General features: G+C 34.1%; 14 protein-coding genes. 4 read left to right on the top strand and 10 right to left on the bottom strand.

All coding sequences use genetic code 11. The features are described 5' to 3' along the window. Nucleotides 1-88 precede the first annotated feature (88 nt). From ACIQXW_RS20080 to ACIQXW_RS20055, 6 genes are all read right to left on the bottom strand, one after another. Entirely contained in the window at nucleotides 89-502 is a 414-nt protein-coding gene (locus tag ACIQXW_RS20080) for a MarR family winged helix-turn-helix transcriptional regulator (protein WP_402764967.1), read from the bottom strand. A gap of 81 nt (nucleotides 503-583) precedes the next feature. Further along, nucleotides 584-2,068: a serine hydrolase domain-containing protein gene (locus ACIQXW_RS20075; RefSeq protein ID WP_402764964.1), complete on the bottom strand. Its 1,485-nt coding sequence runs from the start codon at nucleotides 2,066-2,068 to the stop codon at nucleotides 584-586. A 76-nt stretch (nucleotides 2,069-2,144) separates the two neighbouring features. Beyond that, nucleotides 2,145-2,792: a hypothetical protein gene (locus tag ACIQXW_RS20070; RefSeq protein ID WP_402764961.1), complete on the bottom strand. Its 648-nt coding sequence runs from the start codon at nucleotides 2,790-2,792 to the stop codon at nucleotides 2,145-2,147. Nucleotide 2,793: 1 nt separating this feature from the next. Continuing rightward, nucleotides 2,794-3,204: a permease prefix domain 1-containing protein gene (locus ACIQXW_RS20065; protein WP_340821645.1), complete on the bottom strand. Its 411-nt coding sequence runs from the start codon at nucleotides 3,202-3,204 to the stop codon at nucleotides 2,794-2,796. Then, nucleotides 3,201-3,530 carry a PadR family transcriptional regulator gene (locus ACIQXW_RS20060; RefSeq protein ID WP_340821646.1) on the bottom strand — a complete coding sequence of 110 codons (330 nt, stop codon included), beginning with the start codon at nucleotides 3,528-3,530 and terminating at the stop codon, nucleotides 3,201-3,203. The genes ACIQXW_RS20065 and ACIQXW_RS20060 overlap by 4 nt, the downstream gene beginning before the upstream one ends. Before the next feature lie 179 nt (nucleotides 3,531-3,709). After that, the gene (locus ACIQXW_RS20055) at nucleotides 3,710-4,900 is read right to left on the bottom strand and encodes a M14 family metallopeptidase (protein WP_402764957.1); all 1,191 of its coding nucleotides are present in this window, start codon (nucleotides 4,898-4,900) and stop codon (nucleotides 3,710-3,712) included. A gap of 285 nt (nucleotides 4,901-5,185) precedes the next feature. Here ACIQXW_RS20055 and ACIQXW_RS20050 point away from each other — a divergent pair, with 285 nt between their 5' ends. Together ACIQXW_RS20050 and ACIQXW_RS20045 are read left to right on the top strand one after the other, a co-directional pair. Next, nucleotides 5,186-7,936 carry an ATP-binding protein gene (locus ACIQXW_RS20050; protein WP_402764954.1) on the top strand — a complete coding sequence of 917 codons (2,751 nt, stop codon included), beginning with the start codon at nucleotides 5,186-5,188 and terminating at the stop codon, nucleotides 7,934-7,936. Nucleotides 7,937-7,943: 7 nt separating this feature from the next. Beyond that, nucleotides 7,944-8,801: a CheR family methyltransferase gene (locus ACIQXW_RS20045; RefSeq protein WP_402764951.1), complete on the top strand. Its 858-nt coding sequence runs from the start codon at nucleotides 7,944-7,946 to the stop codon at nucleotides 8,799-8,801. Nucleotides 8,802-8,909: 108 nt separating this feature from the next. On the opposite strand, the gene ACIQXW_RS20040 is transcribed toward ACIQXW_RS20045, so the two are convergent. The 3 genes from ACIQXW_RS20040 to psiE all read right to left on the bottom strand — a co-directional run bounded on the left by ACIQXW_RS20040 (nucleotide 8,910) and on the right by psiE (nucleotide 12,393). Continuing rightward, entirely contained in the window at nucleotides 8,910-10,052 is a 1,143-nt protein-coding gene (locus ACIQXW_RS20040) for a SpoIIE family protein phosphatase (protein WP_340821652.1), read from the bottom strand. A gap of 275 nt (nucleotides 10,053-10,327) precedes the next feature. Then, on the bottom strand, nucleotides 10,328-11,338 hold the full coding sequence (locus ACIQXW_RS20035; RefSeq protein ID WP_402764948.1) for a hypothetical protein: 1,011 nt from the start codon (nucleotides 11,336-11,338) through the stop codon (nucleotides 10,328-10,330). A gap of 605 nt (nucleotides 11,339-11,943) precedes the next feature. After that, nucleotides 11,944-12,393 (bottom strand): phosphate-starvation-inducible protein PsiE, encoded by a 450-nt coding sequence (gene psiE / locus ACIQXW_RS20030; RefSeq protein WP_402764945.1) that lies wholly within the window; start codon nucleotides 12,391-12,393, stop codon nucleotides 11,944-11,946. A gap of 264 nt (nucleotides 12,394-12,657) precedes the next feature. On the opposite strand from psiE, the gene ACIQXW_RS20025 reads away from it, so the two are divergent. After that, nucleotides 12,658-12,882, top strand: coding sequence for a phosphate-starvation-inducible protein PsiE (locus tag ACIQXW_RS20025; protein WP_340821658.1), 225 nt, complete (start codon nucleotides 12,658-12,660; stop codon nucleotides 12,880-12,882). A gap of 176 nt (nucleotides 12,883-13,058) precedes the next feature. On the opposite strand, the gene guaC is transcribed toward ACIQXW_RS20025, so the two are convergent. Next, the gene (guaC, locus tag ACIQXW_RS20020; protein WP_402764942.1) at nucleotides 13,059-14,042 is read right to left on the bottom strand and encodes a GMP reductase; all 984 of its coding nucleotides are present in this window, start codon (nucleotides 14,040-14,042) and stop codon (nucleotides 13,059-13,061) included. 291 nt (nucleotides 14,043-14,333) lie between these two features. Here guaC and ACIQXW_RS20015 point away from each other — a divergent pair, with 291 nt between their 5' ends. Beyond that, nucleotides 14,334-14,756: a VOC family protein gene (locus tag ACIQXW_RS20015; RefSeq protein ID WP_340821662.1), complete on the top strand. Its 423-nt coding sequence runs from the start codon at nucleotides 14,334-14,336 to the stop codon at nucleotides 14,754-14,756. Nucleotides 14,757-14,778 lie beyond the last annotated feature (22 nt).

The raw sequence follows: 14,778 nt of genomic DNA, 5'->3' as shown, positions 1-14,778 counted from the left end.
TCACTTTACTTTGTCAAGAACTAAAATTGCCTATTGTGCATGTAAAAAACGAGGGCAATAAAAAAAGGATTTCAAATTTATTGAAATCCTAAAAAATCTTTTGCATTAATTTATTCACCTCAATTAACACTTTTGCTATCTCGGCTAGTTTTTCTTGTGGAAACTTCAAAAATATTTCATGTACTTTTGTCTCTCCATCATTTGTTAATATCATGTTTACGACGCGTCGATCTTCATTTTCTCTCACTCGTTGTAATAAATTTAATTTTTCTAGTTTATCGCACATGGACGTAACAGCACCAGGGGTTACGCTAAAGAAATCCGCAATTTCAGTTGCTTTCATACCACCATTAATTTTAAGCTGAAGAAGTAGAATTAGTTGGTTTTGTGATAATGTTTCACCTTCTGATAGCAGGTTAACAAACATCATCGATTTTTGTTGTATTTCAAGCATTTCTCGCATTATCACTTCTACGTTTTGCATTGGGTTATTATTTAACATTTGATCACAGCCTATTAAAATATTTACTAATTAAATTATATAGCAAGTATAGGATTTATGTTAAGTAAATAACTCTCAAATTCAAAGTGAGGTTTTTGCACTTACGTTCGATTTCTTTAACAATAGTTTTCCTACTATAAGGACACCCACCATTAAAAGCAGTATAGGTATTAGAAATAACAAATGTCCAATGCCTGGAGCAAATATTGTTACCGTAGAAAGTGGCCCAAATAATTTGGGGAATCCAATTAAAATAAATAAAGGGAGTAGAATATTAAATATCATTAGCGACAACCAATTAAGAACTGTACGGAAGGTTGATATTTTCTGTTTGTTACGTTTGAAATTTCTATAGACCGAGCGAGCAATTAGCAGAATGATTATTACGAATATCAAATCAAATATTATATATTTCATAAAAGGGTTACTATTAGATATAGTAGGTTGTTCATGATGGACAAGTTTGTTAAGGCCACTAACTATGGCATCATATTCATTTAAATTAAAATAATCCATAGCATTGATTTGAAGACTAATACCGTATTGCCTATCTAACAACACTTTTGCATAAGTGTTTTCTGTCCATCCATTATGGGAGATGACGTCATTATTTACTTCCCAGCCCATGGCATAATAAGTTTCATGCGAAATGAACGAGGATGGTTGGTGCAGAGTATGCATTGCGTTTGCTGACAAAATGCTTTTTCCATTAAATTTACCTTCATTCAATTGTGCCATCATGTAATTAGCCATATCTTCTGCGCTAGAAATAATGTAACCAGAAGGAACGGTGCCATCATGGATTAATTGCTCTGTTGGTACCTTCATGCCGAATACAGTTTGATAGCCGTGTGCGATAGTATTGTTGATATCATCTTTTGGATCAGCATAGCTATTGTTCATTTCAAGCGGTTTAAATATAAATTCATCTATATACGCTTTATAAGGGGTATTTGTAACTTCCTCTATGACTGCACCTAAAATGCTATAATTTAAATTCGAATATTCGTAGTGTTTACCAACAGGTGATGACAATTTTATATTTGCTAAGCTTTGTACATGTTCTTTTAATGTTTTATCTCCTTGCGATATCGCTACTTGACCATCATATGTAGAAAGACCGCTCGTTTGGTTTAGTAAGTGTTGAATGGTTATTTTTTTAGATTGCTCTTTATCTGCAAGTTGGAATCCTGGTAGCACATTGTATACTAAATCATCTAAATGAATTTTCCCTTGTTCTACAAGCTGCATAATGGCAAGAGCTGTAAATGATTTACTAACTGATCCAATAACAATAGGTGTTTGTGGTGTCATATTTGTGCCATCTGGGCTAGAGATACCATACCCTTGCAAATATTCAACATGATTTTCTTTAACGATAGCAAGTGAAGCACCTGGAATGTTCAGCCTATCGATTTCTTTTGCCATAAACGCATTAATAGCAGCAATATCTAGAGTTTTATCTGTAACATCACCGGTTGCAAAGACAACACCGTTAACAGTCGTGAATAGCATGAGCAAGGTCATGGCGAAAATTTTTAGAATGGCTAATTGTTTTTTATACATAACGTATATTCCCTTTAAACGTATTTTGCCTTACTGAAATAAGGGCTGGCTACTATGTGAGCACTTGCACGATGCCTTACATTGTAGAGCTTTTATATAGTCTTCTTTTATAAACATAAAAATACATACTTAGTGGCCACCAAAGAACTAAGAAGATTGGATAGATAGCCCAAATTACGCCTGGTGAGGAAACGATGTTGACGATAATAAAAAAGATACTGATGTGAATGCTAGCATACACCGAGAAGGCAACAAATGTTTTCTTCTTAGCGTGATATAGAGATAAGGGCCACCATATAACTAAAAATGCAGGGTAGATTGCCCAAGGATATTGGGGGAACATGATGAAATTTGTTATTGAATAATAAATGATTGTACTTGCGCAGCCAATAAGTGCTATGTTCATGGATTTAGCTTTTTCTTCTAAAAACATAAGAATAGGCCACCAGACAATCGGATATATGGCGTATATGAACCATAAATGCTGCGGTGAATACAAAAGATTTTCAATGATAAGGAAAGCAATGACCATAGCGCTGCAAATTACAGCGTACTGTTTGTATAGTTTTTTTGACATGAAATATAAAGTAATCGGCCATAGCAACAACAATAAGCAAGGGTAAATAAACCATATCGTGTTTGGCGTTGTTGAATAATTGACAATTCCTAAAAACAGCATAGTCATCAAACTACCGACAACAGAAAAACTAATGTAATGCTTCATTTTACTCACTCCATTTCTTACGTGACCATACGAAATACATTGAAAGCGGCCACCATAGTATGGCGAAAATCGGATAGATTGCCCAAATTGTATTTGGTGTGTAGTATAGATTGATAAAAATAAAGAAAGCTGTTATTAAGCCACTTCCCCATAAGGAAAATTCTAAATTTAACTTCGCCATACTTTTCTTTTCTGGCGGCGCTTTTACGCCTAATTCTTTTTTTAGATCGTCAATATCTCCGAATTCAACGATTGCTTTATTGATTGCATCCTCTTCTTCTTTTCCTTGCTCCATTAAATAAAATACTTTTTCTTCAAGATTTTCGATGATTTCCTGTTTCACCATTTCCGTTTCATTATTGCGTGGCATGTCTTTAAATAGCTCATCAATATGATGTTTGATTTTTTTCATTCTAAGCCCTCCATAAATAAGTCGATAATTTCCTTCACTTCTGTCCACTCTTTAACAAGCTCGCTTAAATAAGCTTTGCCTAACGAGGTGATGCGGTAATACTTCCTTTTGCCTCCATGTGATACATCACCATAATAGGCTTCAATTACTTCCTTTTTTTCTAAACGTTGAAATACTGCGTATAAAGTTGCTTCTTTAATTTGAAAACGATTATTTGTACGGACGCTTATTTCTTGGGAAATTTCATAGCCATAACGATCCTTCTCTAAAATTAGCCGTAAAATAATTGAATCCAAATGTCCGCGGATAATGTCACTTCGAACCATAAGTCACCTACTTAATCTTTATTGCTCTATCTGATGGAGTAATATTAACAAAGATTACTCTATCTGTCAAAGTAATATTTGGAACTTTATAGAAAAAATTTTATTCCATAATTTAAATATAAAAACCGATAATGCAGGATGAGTATCCTGCATTATCGGCTTTTTAGAAGTATGGATTATTACAAATATAATCCTGCTAGAAAAATCCCTAAAGCTTCTTGGTAAATGTCATCAAACTGACTGATTGGGAGCGGGTTCGTACCGCTACCTAGCTCCACAGTGAACCCGGGTCTGCGCCAGTCTTGTATGAACCAATCTTTATAGCCAGCATAGCTATTTGCTGATTTAACAGGCTCATAACCACTTACACGACTAAATTCCTCCACCATCGTTTGTGATTCAGGTGGTTCAAGATTTTCAAACCCCCAATAGATTACTTTGCCTTGTGTATGAAACGCTAAAACCCAAGCAAAATTGCTTCTCCGTGTTAAATCGGCCATGGCGATAGCTTCAGGTTGAGTCAACGGTGCTTCTCCTCCATAATCTCGCGGTCCTGGTGATTGAGGGTTACGAGCACTTTCTAGCTCCCATTTTGCTGGGAATTGGTCATTTAAATCGACACCATTGATATTCGCCTTCCATCCAGAAAAATCGGTACTATCATTGTTCCAAGTAATGAGCTTATTTTTTAATGCTTCATTATCTGGTGGGCCATGGAGTACTAAATTAACACCATCAGGGTTAACCATCGGTACGATAGAAAGTGTTGTTTGCTCGTAAAGAGGCAATGTGGAAAGCCCTCGAATAGTCGTTTGATTTGTTAGTGAGAGTAGGTAATCGTTTAGAAATGTCATGATGATCGGCGTAGTAATCCATTCATTGGCATGAAAAGAACCGTTATAATGAATTCGCTTTGAGCCTTTACCAATAAGAATCTCAGGCATTTGAAGCTGTAAAACGGAATTGCCAATGGAGGTGTTTTGAAGAAATGGATAGGCAGCTTGTAGCTGTTTAATATCATTTATCATAATGTTGTAGTCGTAATTTTGTTTACCGTTTACGAGGCGCCAAGTGAGCCTTTGGGGGACTTGAATTGTTTGGCCAATGTACAGTCGATTTGGATGAACATCTGGATTGGCAAGCAAAATGGCATTGAGCTGTACATTTTGACTTTGAGCAATTTGCCACAAAGTGTCTCCTTGTTTGATTGAATAACTAGTTGTAACAAATCCAGGAATTTGAACGCGTTGTCCAACTTGAAGTCGTTGAGGGTTGATGTTTTGGTTGGAGTCTATAATTAGTTGAAGAGGTATCTTATATAACTCGCTGAAATACCACAGTGAATCACCTGGTCTTACAAATATGTCCACAGTTTTTCTCCCCTTATTTCAAAATCGTTCATTATAAGATGTATATGAAATTATATAAAGCTTATTAATAAATAAGTGCCAGGCACTGAAACAATTCTGAATTTGAACGCTGTAGAAAAATTTTAAAATAAGGAGATTTGATGAATTCGCTGCTCTGTGTGTTTTAGCTATAGGTATCCAAGGGAAATTAACTAGAGTTGAACAAAGTAAAGTCAACCTGTCAATTTCAATTCCACCATTATACTGTTAATATAACTATAGGACAGTAAAAGGTAGGGGGATTAAATGTATAAAAAGATAAAAATGGGTATACGTACAAAAATTACCCTCGGCTATGTAGTTATTATTCTTTGTTTACTTGCATCAGTGATTATATTAAACAATCAAATTACTTCCCTACAACAGGAAAGGAATCACATTATTAAATATGATGCTCAAGTTCAAACACTTACCAATCGTATTGAAAAATATATTTTAGATATGGAATCGAGCCAACGAGGTTATATGATTACCGGTGATTCGAGCTACTTAGAACCGTACAATAACGCCGAAGAAAATTGGAAGATCGATTTTAATGAATTGTATCAGTTGTTAGAAGATAGGGGGAACCAACAAGAGAAGTTAGATGCTATTAAAGTGACGATTGATCATTGGATTGCAACTTCAGGCGAACCGACAATAAGATTTAAAAAAGAAAATAATACGGAAGCATTAAATGAATTTTTCAAAGTGGACATTGGTCGTAAAGATATGGAAACGATGCGAAATCAGTTTGATGCTTTCCGTTCAGATGAGAATGTATTCACACAAAATAAGGCCAAGCTATTGGACAAAAAAAATAGTAATTTAACATCAGGCTTGTTTGGTATTCTAGTGCTCGTATCTCTCATCTCAATCGCCATTGCTAGTGGGATTTCGCGGTCAATTGTTAAAACAATGAAAGAAGTCACACAAACAATTAAAGAAATGGCGGCTTCAAAGGGTAACTATCGAACAAGAATTCATGTCAAAACAAACGACGAAATAAATGACCTTGCAGTTGCTACAAATGAGTTGTTAGATACATTTGAGCGAAGAGAATGGTTGCAAGCTAATATCGCTGAAATTGTCACTAAATATCAAGGGATTTCAGCTATTACGAAATTGGCTGAAACTTTCCTTTCAGAAATGTCGCACAAGACAGGGTCTTCATTCGGTGCTTTTTATGTTCGGGAAATGCATAATAGCGATGTCTATTTTGTAAAAAAAGCAGCCTTTGCAGATGCTGGAGATAATATTGGGATTGAAAAATTTAAAATTGGACAAGGTTTAATTGGCCAATGTGCGCAGGAAAAACGAGTTTTCATTAACGATGATATTTCGAAAGATTATCGTTTAATAGGAACAGGCTTAGGTGAGGCGCCACCGAAGAGCATTTTTATCTTCCCAATCATATTTGAGGATGATGTAATAGCTGTCGTTGAATTAGCAACAATGACTAGCTACACAGCGCTACAGAAAGAATTAGTGAATCAAATAATTGAAACATTTGGTTTAACGGTTAATAGTATTTTAGGTCGAATGGAAATTGTACGTTTACTAAACGAATCTAGAGCTATGACAGAGGAATTACAAGTTCAATCTGAAGAGCTACAAACGCAATCGGAAGAATTGCAAATGCAAACAGAAGAACTAACAATGATTAATGAACAGCTAGAGGAAAGAACAAAAGATGCTGAAATTAAAACACAAGAATTAGAAAAAGCTAAAAAAGAATTGGAAGACAGCTCTGAGCAACTTGTATTACATTCTAATTATAAATCTCAATTTTTAGCTAATATGTCTCATGAATTACGAACACCGTTAAATAGCATTTTAATTTTATCTGAAATGTTATCGGAGAATGGCAACAATAATTTAACTGAAGAAGAGATGGAATTTGCAAGAGTCATTCATTCATCTGGTGAAGACTTACTCGTATTAATTAATGATATTTTAGATATATCAAAAGTTGAAGCTGGGAAAATTGAAATAATTTTCGATGAAGTGAACATGAGTGAAATGCCGATACAAATTGAGCAAATCTTTGCTCCAGTAGCGAAGAAAAAAAATCTAGAGTTGCAAATAGTGAAGGCAGAAAATGTTGCTGATATTTTCTACACAGATGAAAAGAGATTCCAGCAAGTTTTAAAAAATTTATTATCAAATGCACTAAAATTTACGGAACAGGGTTATGTGCGTGTAGATATTAAACAGCTTGACCTTGAACAGTTAACAACTAATATGCAAGATGTAAGCTCAGAATGGCTCGAAATTACAGTGTCTGACACAGGAATAGGTATTCCAAAGGACAAACACCAGCTAATCTTTGAATCATTCCAGCAAGCAGATGGTGCTACTGTAAGAAAATATGGTGGAACAGGGTTAGGTTTATCTATTTGTAGAGAATTTTCAAAATTACTTGGTGGCTGGGTTTCATTACAAAGTGAAGAAGGAAAGGGCAGTAGCTTCTCTCTTACTATTCCAAGTTTACCTAATGGCGTAAATGAGGCGACGACTATTGATTCTGCTGTTGTTGAAGTAGTGGCTACTCTTGAAGCTCCTAAGGTAGTTGAAGAGGTGCAGGAGCAAGTGGATGAAAGCGACATTGTCTCTCTACACGAAGTAGAAGTGTTCCAAGGGAAAAATATATTAATCGTAGATGATGATTATCGAAATATTTATGCATTGAAAGCAGCACTTGAAAATAGAGGTATGAATATTCTCGTTGCAAAAGATGGATTAGAATGTTTAAAGATTATGGAGACGAATAACAAAATTGATCTTATTCTTATGGATATCATGATGCCGAATATGGATGGATACGAGACGATGTCTATTATTCGAACAAAAATGAAGCTTACAGATTTGCCAATTATCGCTTTGACTGCTAAAGCGATGAAAACAGATCGTGATAAATCTTTAGAAGCTGGTGCTTCGGATTATATTAGTAAGCCATTAAATTTAGATCAATTAGTATCGGTGTTACGCGTATGGCTAGTTTCTAAAGGGAGATAAAATAAGTATGGATAATCAATTCCAGAATTTTGAGCTAAAGCAACAATTGAATAAGCATTCGAATATGGAAATTGAGTTACTACTCGAAGCAGTCTATCGTTTATCAGGTTTTGATTTTCGACAATATAATCAATCTTCTATTTCTCGTAGAATATACAATCGAATGAGGGTTAATAATATTCCAACGATTTCTCGTGTATTGGAAAAAGTAATACATGAAGAAGATTTTTTAGAGCAGCTTTTAAATGATTTTTCAATTAATGTCACGGAAATGTTTCGAAACCCTAGCTTTTTTAAAGCTTTCCGTAAAGAAGTCATTCCTTATTTAAAACAGTACCCCGAAATCCGAATATGGCATGCAGGATGTGCAACAGGTGAGGAAGTATATTCAATGGCAATTTTACTACAGGAAGAGGGACTAATAGATAGAGCGGTGATTTACGCAACGGATATGAATGAGCATGTGCTAGAGAAGGCAAAAAAAGGCGCTTTCTCAATCAAAAAAATGCAAGCATATACAACGAATTATATGCTTGCAGGCGGAAGCCATGCTTTTTCAGAATACTATAAAACAGACTATCAATATGCCTATTTCCATCCTGAACTATTGAAAAACATTATTTTTGCACAGCATAATTTAGTGACAGATCAATCGTTTAATGAATTCCATGTAATTATATGCCGAAATGTATTAATTTACTTTTCACCTGTATTACAAAGCCAAGTACATCATTTATTTTATGAAAGCCTAAGTCAAAATGGCTTTTTATGCTTAGGAGATAAGGAAACACTTCGCTGTGAAGCTATTATTTCGAAATATAAAGAAACCGTAGGCGTTGAGAAAATTTATCAAAAATTAGATTAATAAGCGATAGCAATTATAAAAATCCGCTATACTTTCTGCTTAGACATTGCTTTAATGCATGCTAGTAGCAGAAGTGTATGCGGATTTTTGTTTTTGTCGCTGTCTAATTCATTTTGCCTGTGCTTGAATCATTAATACACACATATCATCAGGTTGGTTTGTTTGCTTTTCTTTAGGAAGCAAGTTATCAATCAGACATTGGGTATAATTCCATTTACTAGATGTTAGCGTTTGCAAATGTTTTTCAGACTCTATTTCACATGGGCCCATCGCCTCTAACACACCATCAGTATATAAAACAATTTGGATATCTTTTTCATATTTAATAAGTTGTTTTTCTACCTTTATTTCTTCAAAGAAACCGACAGCACAACTTCCTTGATTTAAAGGAACTAATGTTTCTTCGTCAACAAGAGCATATCCAGAAGGGTGACCCGCGTTTACGTATTCAATCGTTTTTTGTTCAGTATCAATCACTATGTAAATAGCTGTAAAGTAATGAATATTTTCTTCCTTAGCATTCTGTAAAAGCGTCATATAACGGTTCAATTCCTTTATGACCAACTCGGGTTCCACGAGCTGTTTAACAGCTTCTCTTAGGACGGACGAGATAAACATACAAACAAGTGCAGCTGAAATACCGTGACCCATCATATCAAGCAAAATGATGGCATAGCGGTTATCGTTTATTTTATACCAATAATACATGTCGCCTGCTAAATTAGAGGATGGGAGGTAGGAAACCTCGATTTGAATATTATCCTCATGTAAAGGTGCACTTAATAAACTGCGTTGTACATGTGTAGCCAAATCTAATTCATATTTAATTTTTGCTTCTTGTTTTGTATGCCAATCTAATTCCGCCTTCAATCGTAGGGCAACACGAATTCTTGCAAGAAGTTCCGTCTTATTAATGGGTTTTGTAATATAATCGACCCCTCCAATATCAAGTGCTTCTGCGAGTTTGTTTTTATCTTCTAATGCTGTAACGAAAATAATTTGAATGTCGTTGAATTTTTCATTTTGTTTAATTCGTTTACAAGCTTCAATACCATCTACCTCAGGCATCATAATATCTAATAGTATTAACTCTACGGAACTACCCGCTGGATTTTTAGCATCTAACTGAAGATAGTCAAAAAGCTCATAAGCTGATGAAAGAGATACACAGTTTTCATAACCTGCATTTTTTAAAATTTTTTCAATTACAAATAGATTGACTTGATTGTCATCTACAAGAAGAATTGTCATAGTTTTTACCCCTTATTCTGCTTGGATGTTGATGAAATGCAGATTATAAATTGTATTAAAAATACTCTTAATATCATTATTATACAAAACATTAGAAAATAACGGTATTTTAATGAAATTAAGGCATATTTTACTAGGTAATAAGTTTGCGTTATTATAGAGGGGACTATGTTTTTCATAGGTGAAAGTCGTCGATGAAAAGCGAAATAATAACAACTACATTAATACCCTAAAAAACCGTTTAACTAACCTATTTTTTTAATAAAGTTTCAACTTTATTTAATTTTAGCCTTCTTAAAGCCGCTATAAATATCAAACGCACTTGCTAGAATGGTAATAGCAATACAAACGAATAGTATACGATCTAATGTTACCATAATCTTTGCAGCTGTGGTTTCCATAATAGCTGCCATATATGGAATAGCAGCACTATGAATAAAATCAGGCTGGTTCGCCATGGCAATAAAAACAATGGTACCAATACAATGAAGAAGTGCACTTGTAATGGCAATCGGCATGGTCCATTGCCGAATCTTCCATTTATATAGAGTTAAGGCAAAACTTAATATTATCCAACATAAAATAATGGGTTTAAAGGACAAAAGGGTATCTTGATTGAAAATTGGCATGACAAATTTTAAACCAATTCTGTCATCAGATGAGTAAATTCCGATAAGATGAGAAGCGTTAAAATAAATGAAAGAAAAAAAGGCTATTCCTAAAAAGCTAAATATAATATCACTTAGTGGTATGTTGTTGCTTTTAGAGTTTACTATAATTTTGTTTAAATCTTCAGGTGTCCATTCATTGCTCCCCGTGATAAAAGGAATTTGAATTTTAGTGGTACTATAGCGCTCCGCTATAATAAAGGTAATGGTAACCCAAAAAAGTACGTGGAATACTACGCCAATAACGCTGACAATTGTTGTAGTAAATGCTTTGATAATTGTAGTTAAAAATATTTCTTGTTCTGGAAATGAAAAAACACTACTAACAAGGTGAACAATCAATGTTATAAGAATTGCCCAGGGAATAATCATCTTAATTGTCTGAATGTAAGTATTGTACAATTCAGGACCAATTAAATATTTTGGGCCTTCTTGATAGTTCACAGCAAGCTTTGCAGGGTCCCCTAGCTTCAATAACACTTCTTTTACCTCTAATTCTGAATAATTGTCGGGTAACATATCCTCAATTGTTGATTTTAGCTCAAGCTCAATAGCATTTCGCTTGTTTTTAGCGATCCTTCTCGTCACTTCATAAATATAGGCATCAATCAGATCCAACTTTTTCATCCTCCTCAGGTAATGTATATAGCTCTTACAACGTTGTTAGAAGCTGTACAAGAGCTAACGTACTGATACATAATCTTTTGGGGCCATCTTTTATACTGTGTTTGCTTTTTCACAGTAGGTTAATTTATAGAGAGTAATCATTGTTGTTTATGGATGCTCTCGGTTTGAGACGCAAGCTCATCATTTCATGGTGCTTTATTGTTATCATACAGCATTAAAAGTCTTGTGGTAATATATGTTATTAATAGATGCTTGAAATAATGTAAAAGCAATTGGCCTAAACCTAAATTATTTTGGACATTAGGAGGGTGTAAATGCGAATTGTAAAGAAATTACTACAGGAAGATGAGATTTTAAAGTATGTAAATATTGTGATTGGTGCCTATCCAGGGGTAGAACAGAATGATTAATATCTGTTTTTAAGCATAACCTAAGCAATGAACGTTCTATAAATGTTTTAGGGGAAGGACGAAATGGCTCTAATCATTTAATTCCAAGTGCATATCAGGCATTGCACAAACTTTTCTTTGTTTTTGAAAAACCATTGTGTTTGACAGCCTTTTAAGCGTAAAGAGAAGTACACTGCATATAGCAGATTACTCCTTTTTAAAAAGAATCGATGAACGAATAGGTCTTTCTAATGGGGTAATATTAATAATAAAATAGCTAATAATTAAAATTAAAATAATAAGGGAATAAATTAAAGTGTTAATAGGATGATCGTGCTCAACGATAATTAATCGAATCATGGCAGTTATGCCAATATAAATAAAGTATCTTAGTGGGAAATGATAATCCTCTTTAAAGTACTTAATAATCATCGTAATAAATTCAAAATACAAAAAGAAAATTAGAATATTCGCGAGGAAAAGTTTATAATCACCAGTACCATCTGCTAATAATATGTGTAGAAATTCAATTAATTCTTTCATAAGCAGGAAGGCTAATATAAGAGCTAACAATACAAGGCATACGTTAAGAAACAGTTGTAAAGTTTTTGGCACAGCTTTCACGAGTTGTATATATGTATAATGCTTTTGGTTCATGTTATTCCTCCATTTTCTTATTTAAAAATAATATTTATTTTATAGAATATGAAAAAAACATTATAAAGAGAATGGTGACTGTCAGAATAATTGTTACTATTTCGTGTATTTTATTAATACTATAGAATATAACATGACAACGTAAACATGGAATGCGTAATACTGTAAATTACTGTATAGTATTGTAAAAGAAAGTTTTTAAAAAAATTAGGCGGTATGCTAAAATAGATGTGCATGAATATAAAATAAAAGGGGTTTTTTTAAATGGCAAATGCAGCAAAAAATGATGCAAAAATTACACCAGAGCGTTTGGAAGAAGCGTTAGATGTTCGTGACCGTCTTATTATTGAATTATTAGTAAAGGTACTTGACGAGAAATTAGTCATTGAACGTCCTGTATTACGTGAGCGCTTAGGTAACCTTGTTGAGCTTGCTAATCATGATGCAGAATTAAAAGAAACTTTACATGCAGTAATCAACAAGCTGTAAAAATTATTTCTGACTATAGACAAATTCAAAGCAATTTGAGTTTGCCTATAGTCTTTTTTTATTAGCATAAACGAGAGATAATCGCGTGCTCTACAAATAAAAAAACAAAATATCTCGAAAGTGCACGAGATATTTTGTCTATTTGAGCGACTTTGAAAACAGCCGTTTTTAAAATATTAATATACTTTATCGCCATTGAAAATTGAATTCTTTACGATTACATAATCTACATTTCGAATAGCTTCTAGCTTAGTGCCACCTGCATACGAAATAGATGATTGAAGGTCTTGTTGCATTTCAATTAAAGTATCTTTTAGGCTACCTTTATGTTCTACAAACATTTTTTTACCTTCAACATTTTTCTTCTCACCTTTTTGGAATTCAGAAGCAGAGCCGAAGTATTCTTTTACTAATTTACCTTCGATTTCGATTGTTTCACCTGGTGATTCCTCGTGACCTGCAAATAAAGATCCAATCATAACCATTGAAGCACCGAAACGAACAGATTTAGCAATATCCCCATTTGTGCGAATACCACCATCAGCAATAATTGGTTTAGTCGCAGCCTTTGCACACCAGCGTAATGCTGCTAGCTGCCAGCCGCCTGTGCCGAAGCCTGTTTTAATTTTTGTAATACAAACTTTCCCTGGTCCAATCCCAACTTTAGTAGCATCTGCGCCAGCGTTTTCAAGTTCACGCACAGCCTCAGGCGTCCCAACATTACCAGCAATAACAAAGCTATCTGGTAAATGTTTTTTAATATGTTGAATCATACGAATGACAGCGTTTGAATGACCATGTGCAATATCAATTGTAATAAATTCAGGAACTAATCCAGCAGTTGCTAACTCTTCTACAAATGCATATTCCTCTTCTTTTACCCCAACACTAATCGAAGCGATTAAATTGCGATTTTGCATATCTTTAATGAAATTAATGCGTGTTTCGGGATTGAAGCGGTGCATAATATAAAAGTAACCGTTTTCAGCAAGCTTTGCTGCGATATTTTCATCAATAATAGTCTGCATGTTTGCAGGCACTACAGGTAATTTAAATTTGTGTCCACCTAAAGTTACAGATGTATCACATTCTGATCGACTTTCTACGATACATTTTGCGGGAATTAGTTGAATATCCTCATAGTCAAATACGTTATCCATTATATACACTCCTAAAATACGAATATTTTTAAATGTTTGTTTTAAATTGTTCGCCATTTGGTAATTTACATGATTTTTAAGTAAAAGTCAAAGATTTTAACAAAATAAATAAAAAATATGTAGGAGGAGACAAGAAAGTGTTTAAAATATAGAAAATCGCAAACCTTTTTATAAGTATAATATGTAATTGAAATAGTAAACCTATACAGGATTTCACATGATAAGACTAGCTTATCGTTCGTAATCTAAGTACAATATAGTTGTTTCAGAAAATTCAGAGGAGTGGTGGAAATGGCGGTAGAGGTGTATTTAATTTTTAATGGGAATTGTCGAGAGGCTGTATCATTTTATGAGCAAGTTTTTAATACGGACAAGGCTGAAATTATGACATTTGGCGATTCACCAAGTGATCCAAGCTATCCATTACCAGAAGAAGCAAAAAATCTCGTTATGCATACACGTTTATCGATTATGGGAAGCACGGTAATGTTTTCAGATACTTTCCCTGGTTCACCATTTACAATTGGCAACAACGTAACATTAGCTGCTGTGTCTGATGATGAAGCCCAATTGCGAAAAGCATTTGAGGGACTTAAAGAAGGTGGCAAAGTAACGATGGAGCTACAAGAAACTTTTTGGAGTAAATGTTACGGGTCTCTTACTGATAAGTTTGGAATTGAATGGCAGATTAGCCATGAAGAAAAAGCTAAATAATTATATAAAGAAGCACGATGAG

Source organism: Lysinibacillus sp. NPDC097162, assembly GCF_044762185.1.
Lineage (GTDB): Bacteria > Bacillota > Bacilli > Bacillales_A > Planococcaceae > Lysinibacillus.
This window is presented reverse-complemented; position numbering and strand designations above follow the sequence as displayed.

Bases quoted from the DNA above. Each gene is read 5' to 3' on its own strand.
- ACIQXW_RS20045 (WP_402764951.1), top strand. From the start codon at position 7,944: ATGGATAATCAATTCCAGAATTTTGAGCTAAAGCAACAATTGAATAAG.
- ACIQXW_RS20060 (WP_340821646.1), bottom strand. From the start codon at position 3,530: ATGGTTCGAAGTGACATTATCCGCGGACATTTGGATTCAATTATTTTA.
- ACIQXW_RS20070 (WP_402764961.1), bottom strand. From the start codon at position 2,792: ATGAAGCATTACATTAGTTTTTCTGTTGTCGGTAGTTTGATGACTATG.
- ACIQXW_RS20080 (WP_402764967.1), bottom strand. From the start codon at position 502: ATGTTAAATAATAACCCAATGCAAAACGTAGAAGTGATAATGCGAGAA.
- psiE (WP_402764945.1), bottom strand. From the start codon at position 12,393: ATGAACCAAAAGCATTATACATATATACAACTCGTGAAAGCTGTGCCA.
- ACIQXW_RS20075 (WP_402764964.1), bottom strand. From the start codon at position 2,068: ATGTATAAAAAACAATTAGCCATTCTAAAAATTTTCGCCATGACCTTG.
- ACIQXW_RS20015 (WP_340821662.1), top strand. From the start codon at position 14,334: ATGGCGGTAGAGGTGTATTTAATTTTTAATGGGAATTGTCGAGAGGCT.
- ACIQXW_RS20065 (WP_340821645.1), bottom strand. From the start codon at position 3,204: ATGAAAAAAATCAAACATCATATTGATGAGCTATTTAAAGACATGCCA.
- ACIQXW_RS20040 (WP_340821652.1), bottom strand. From the start codon at position 10,052: ATGACAATTCTTCTTGTAGATGACAATCAAGTCAATCTATTTGTAATT.
- guaC (WP_402764942.1), bottom strand. From the start codon at position 14,042: ATGGATAACGTATTTGACTATGAGGATATTCAACTAATTCCCGCAAAA.
- ACIQXW_RS20050 (WP_402764954.1), top strand. From the start codon at position 5,186: ATGTATAAAAAGATAAAAATGGGTATACGTACAAAAATTACCCTCGGC.
- ACIQXW_RS20025 (WP_340821658.1), top strand. From the start codon at position 12,658: ATGGCAAATGCAGCAAAAAATGATGCAAAAATTACACCAGAGCGTTTG.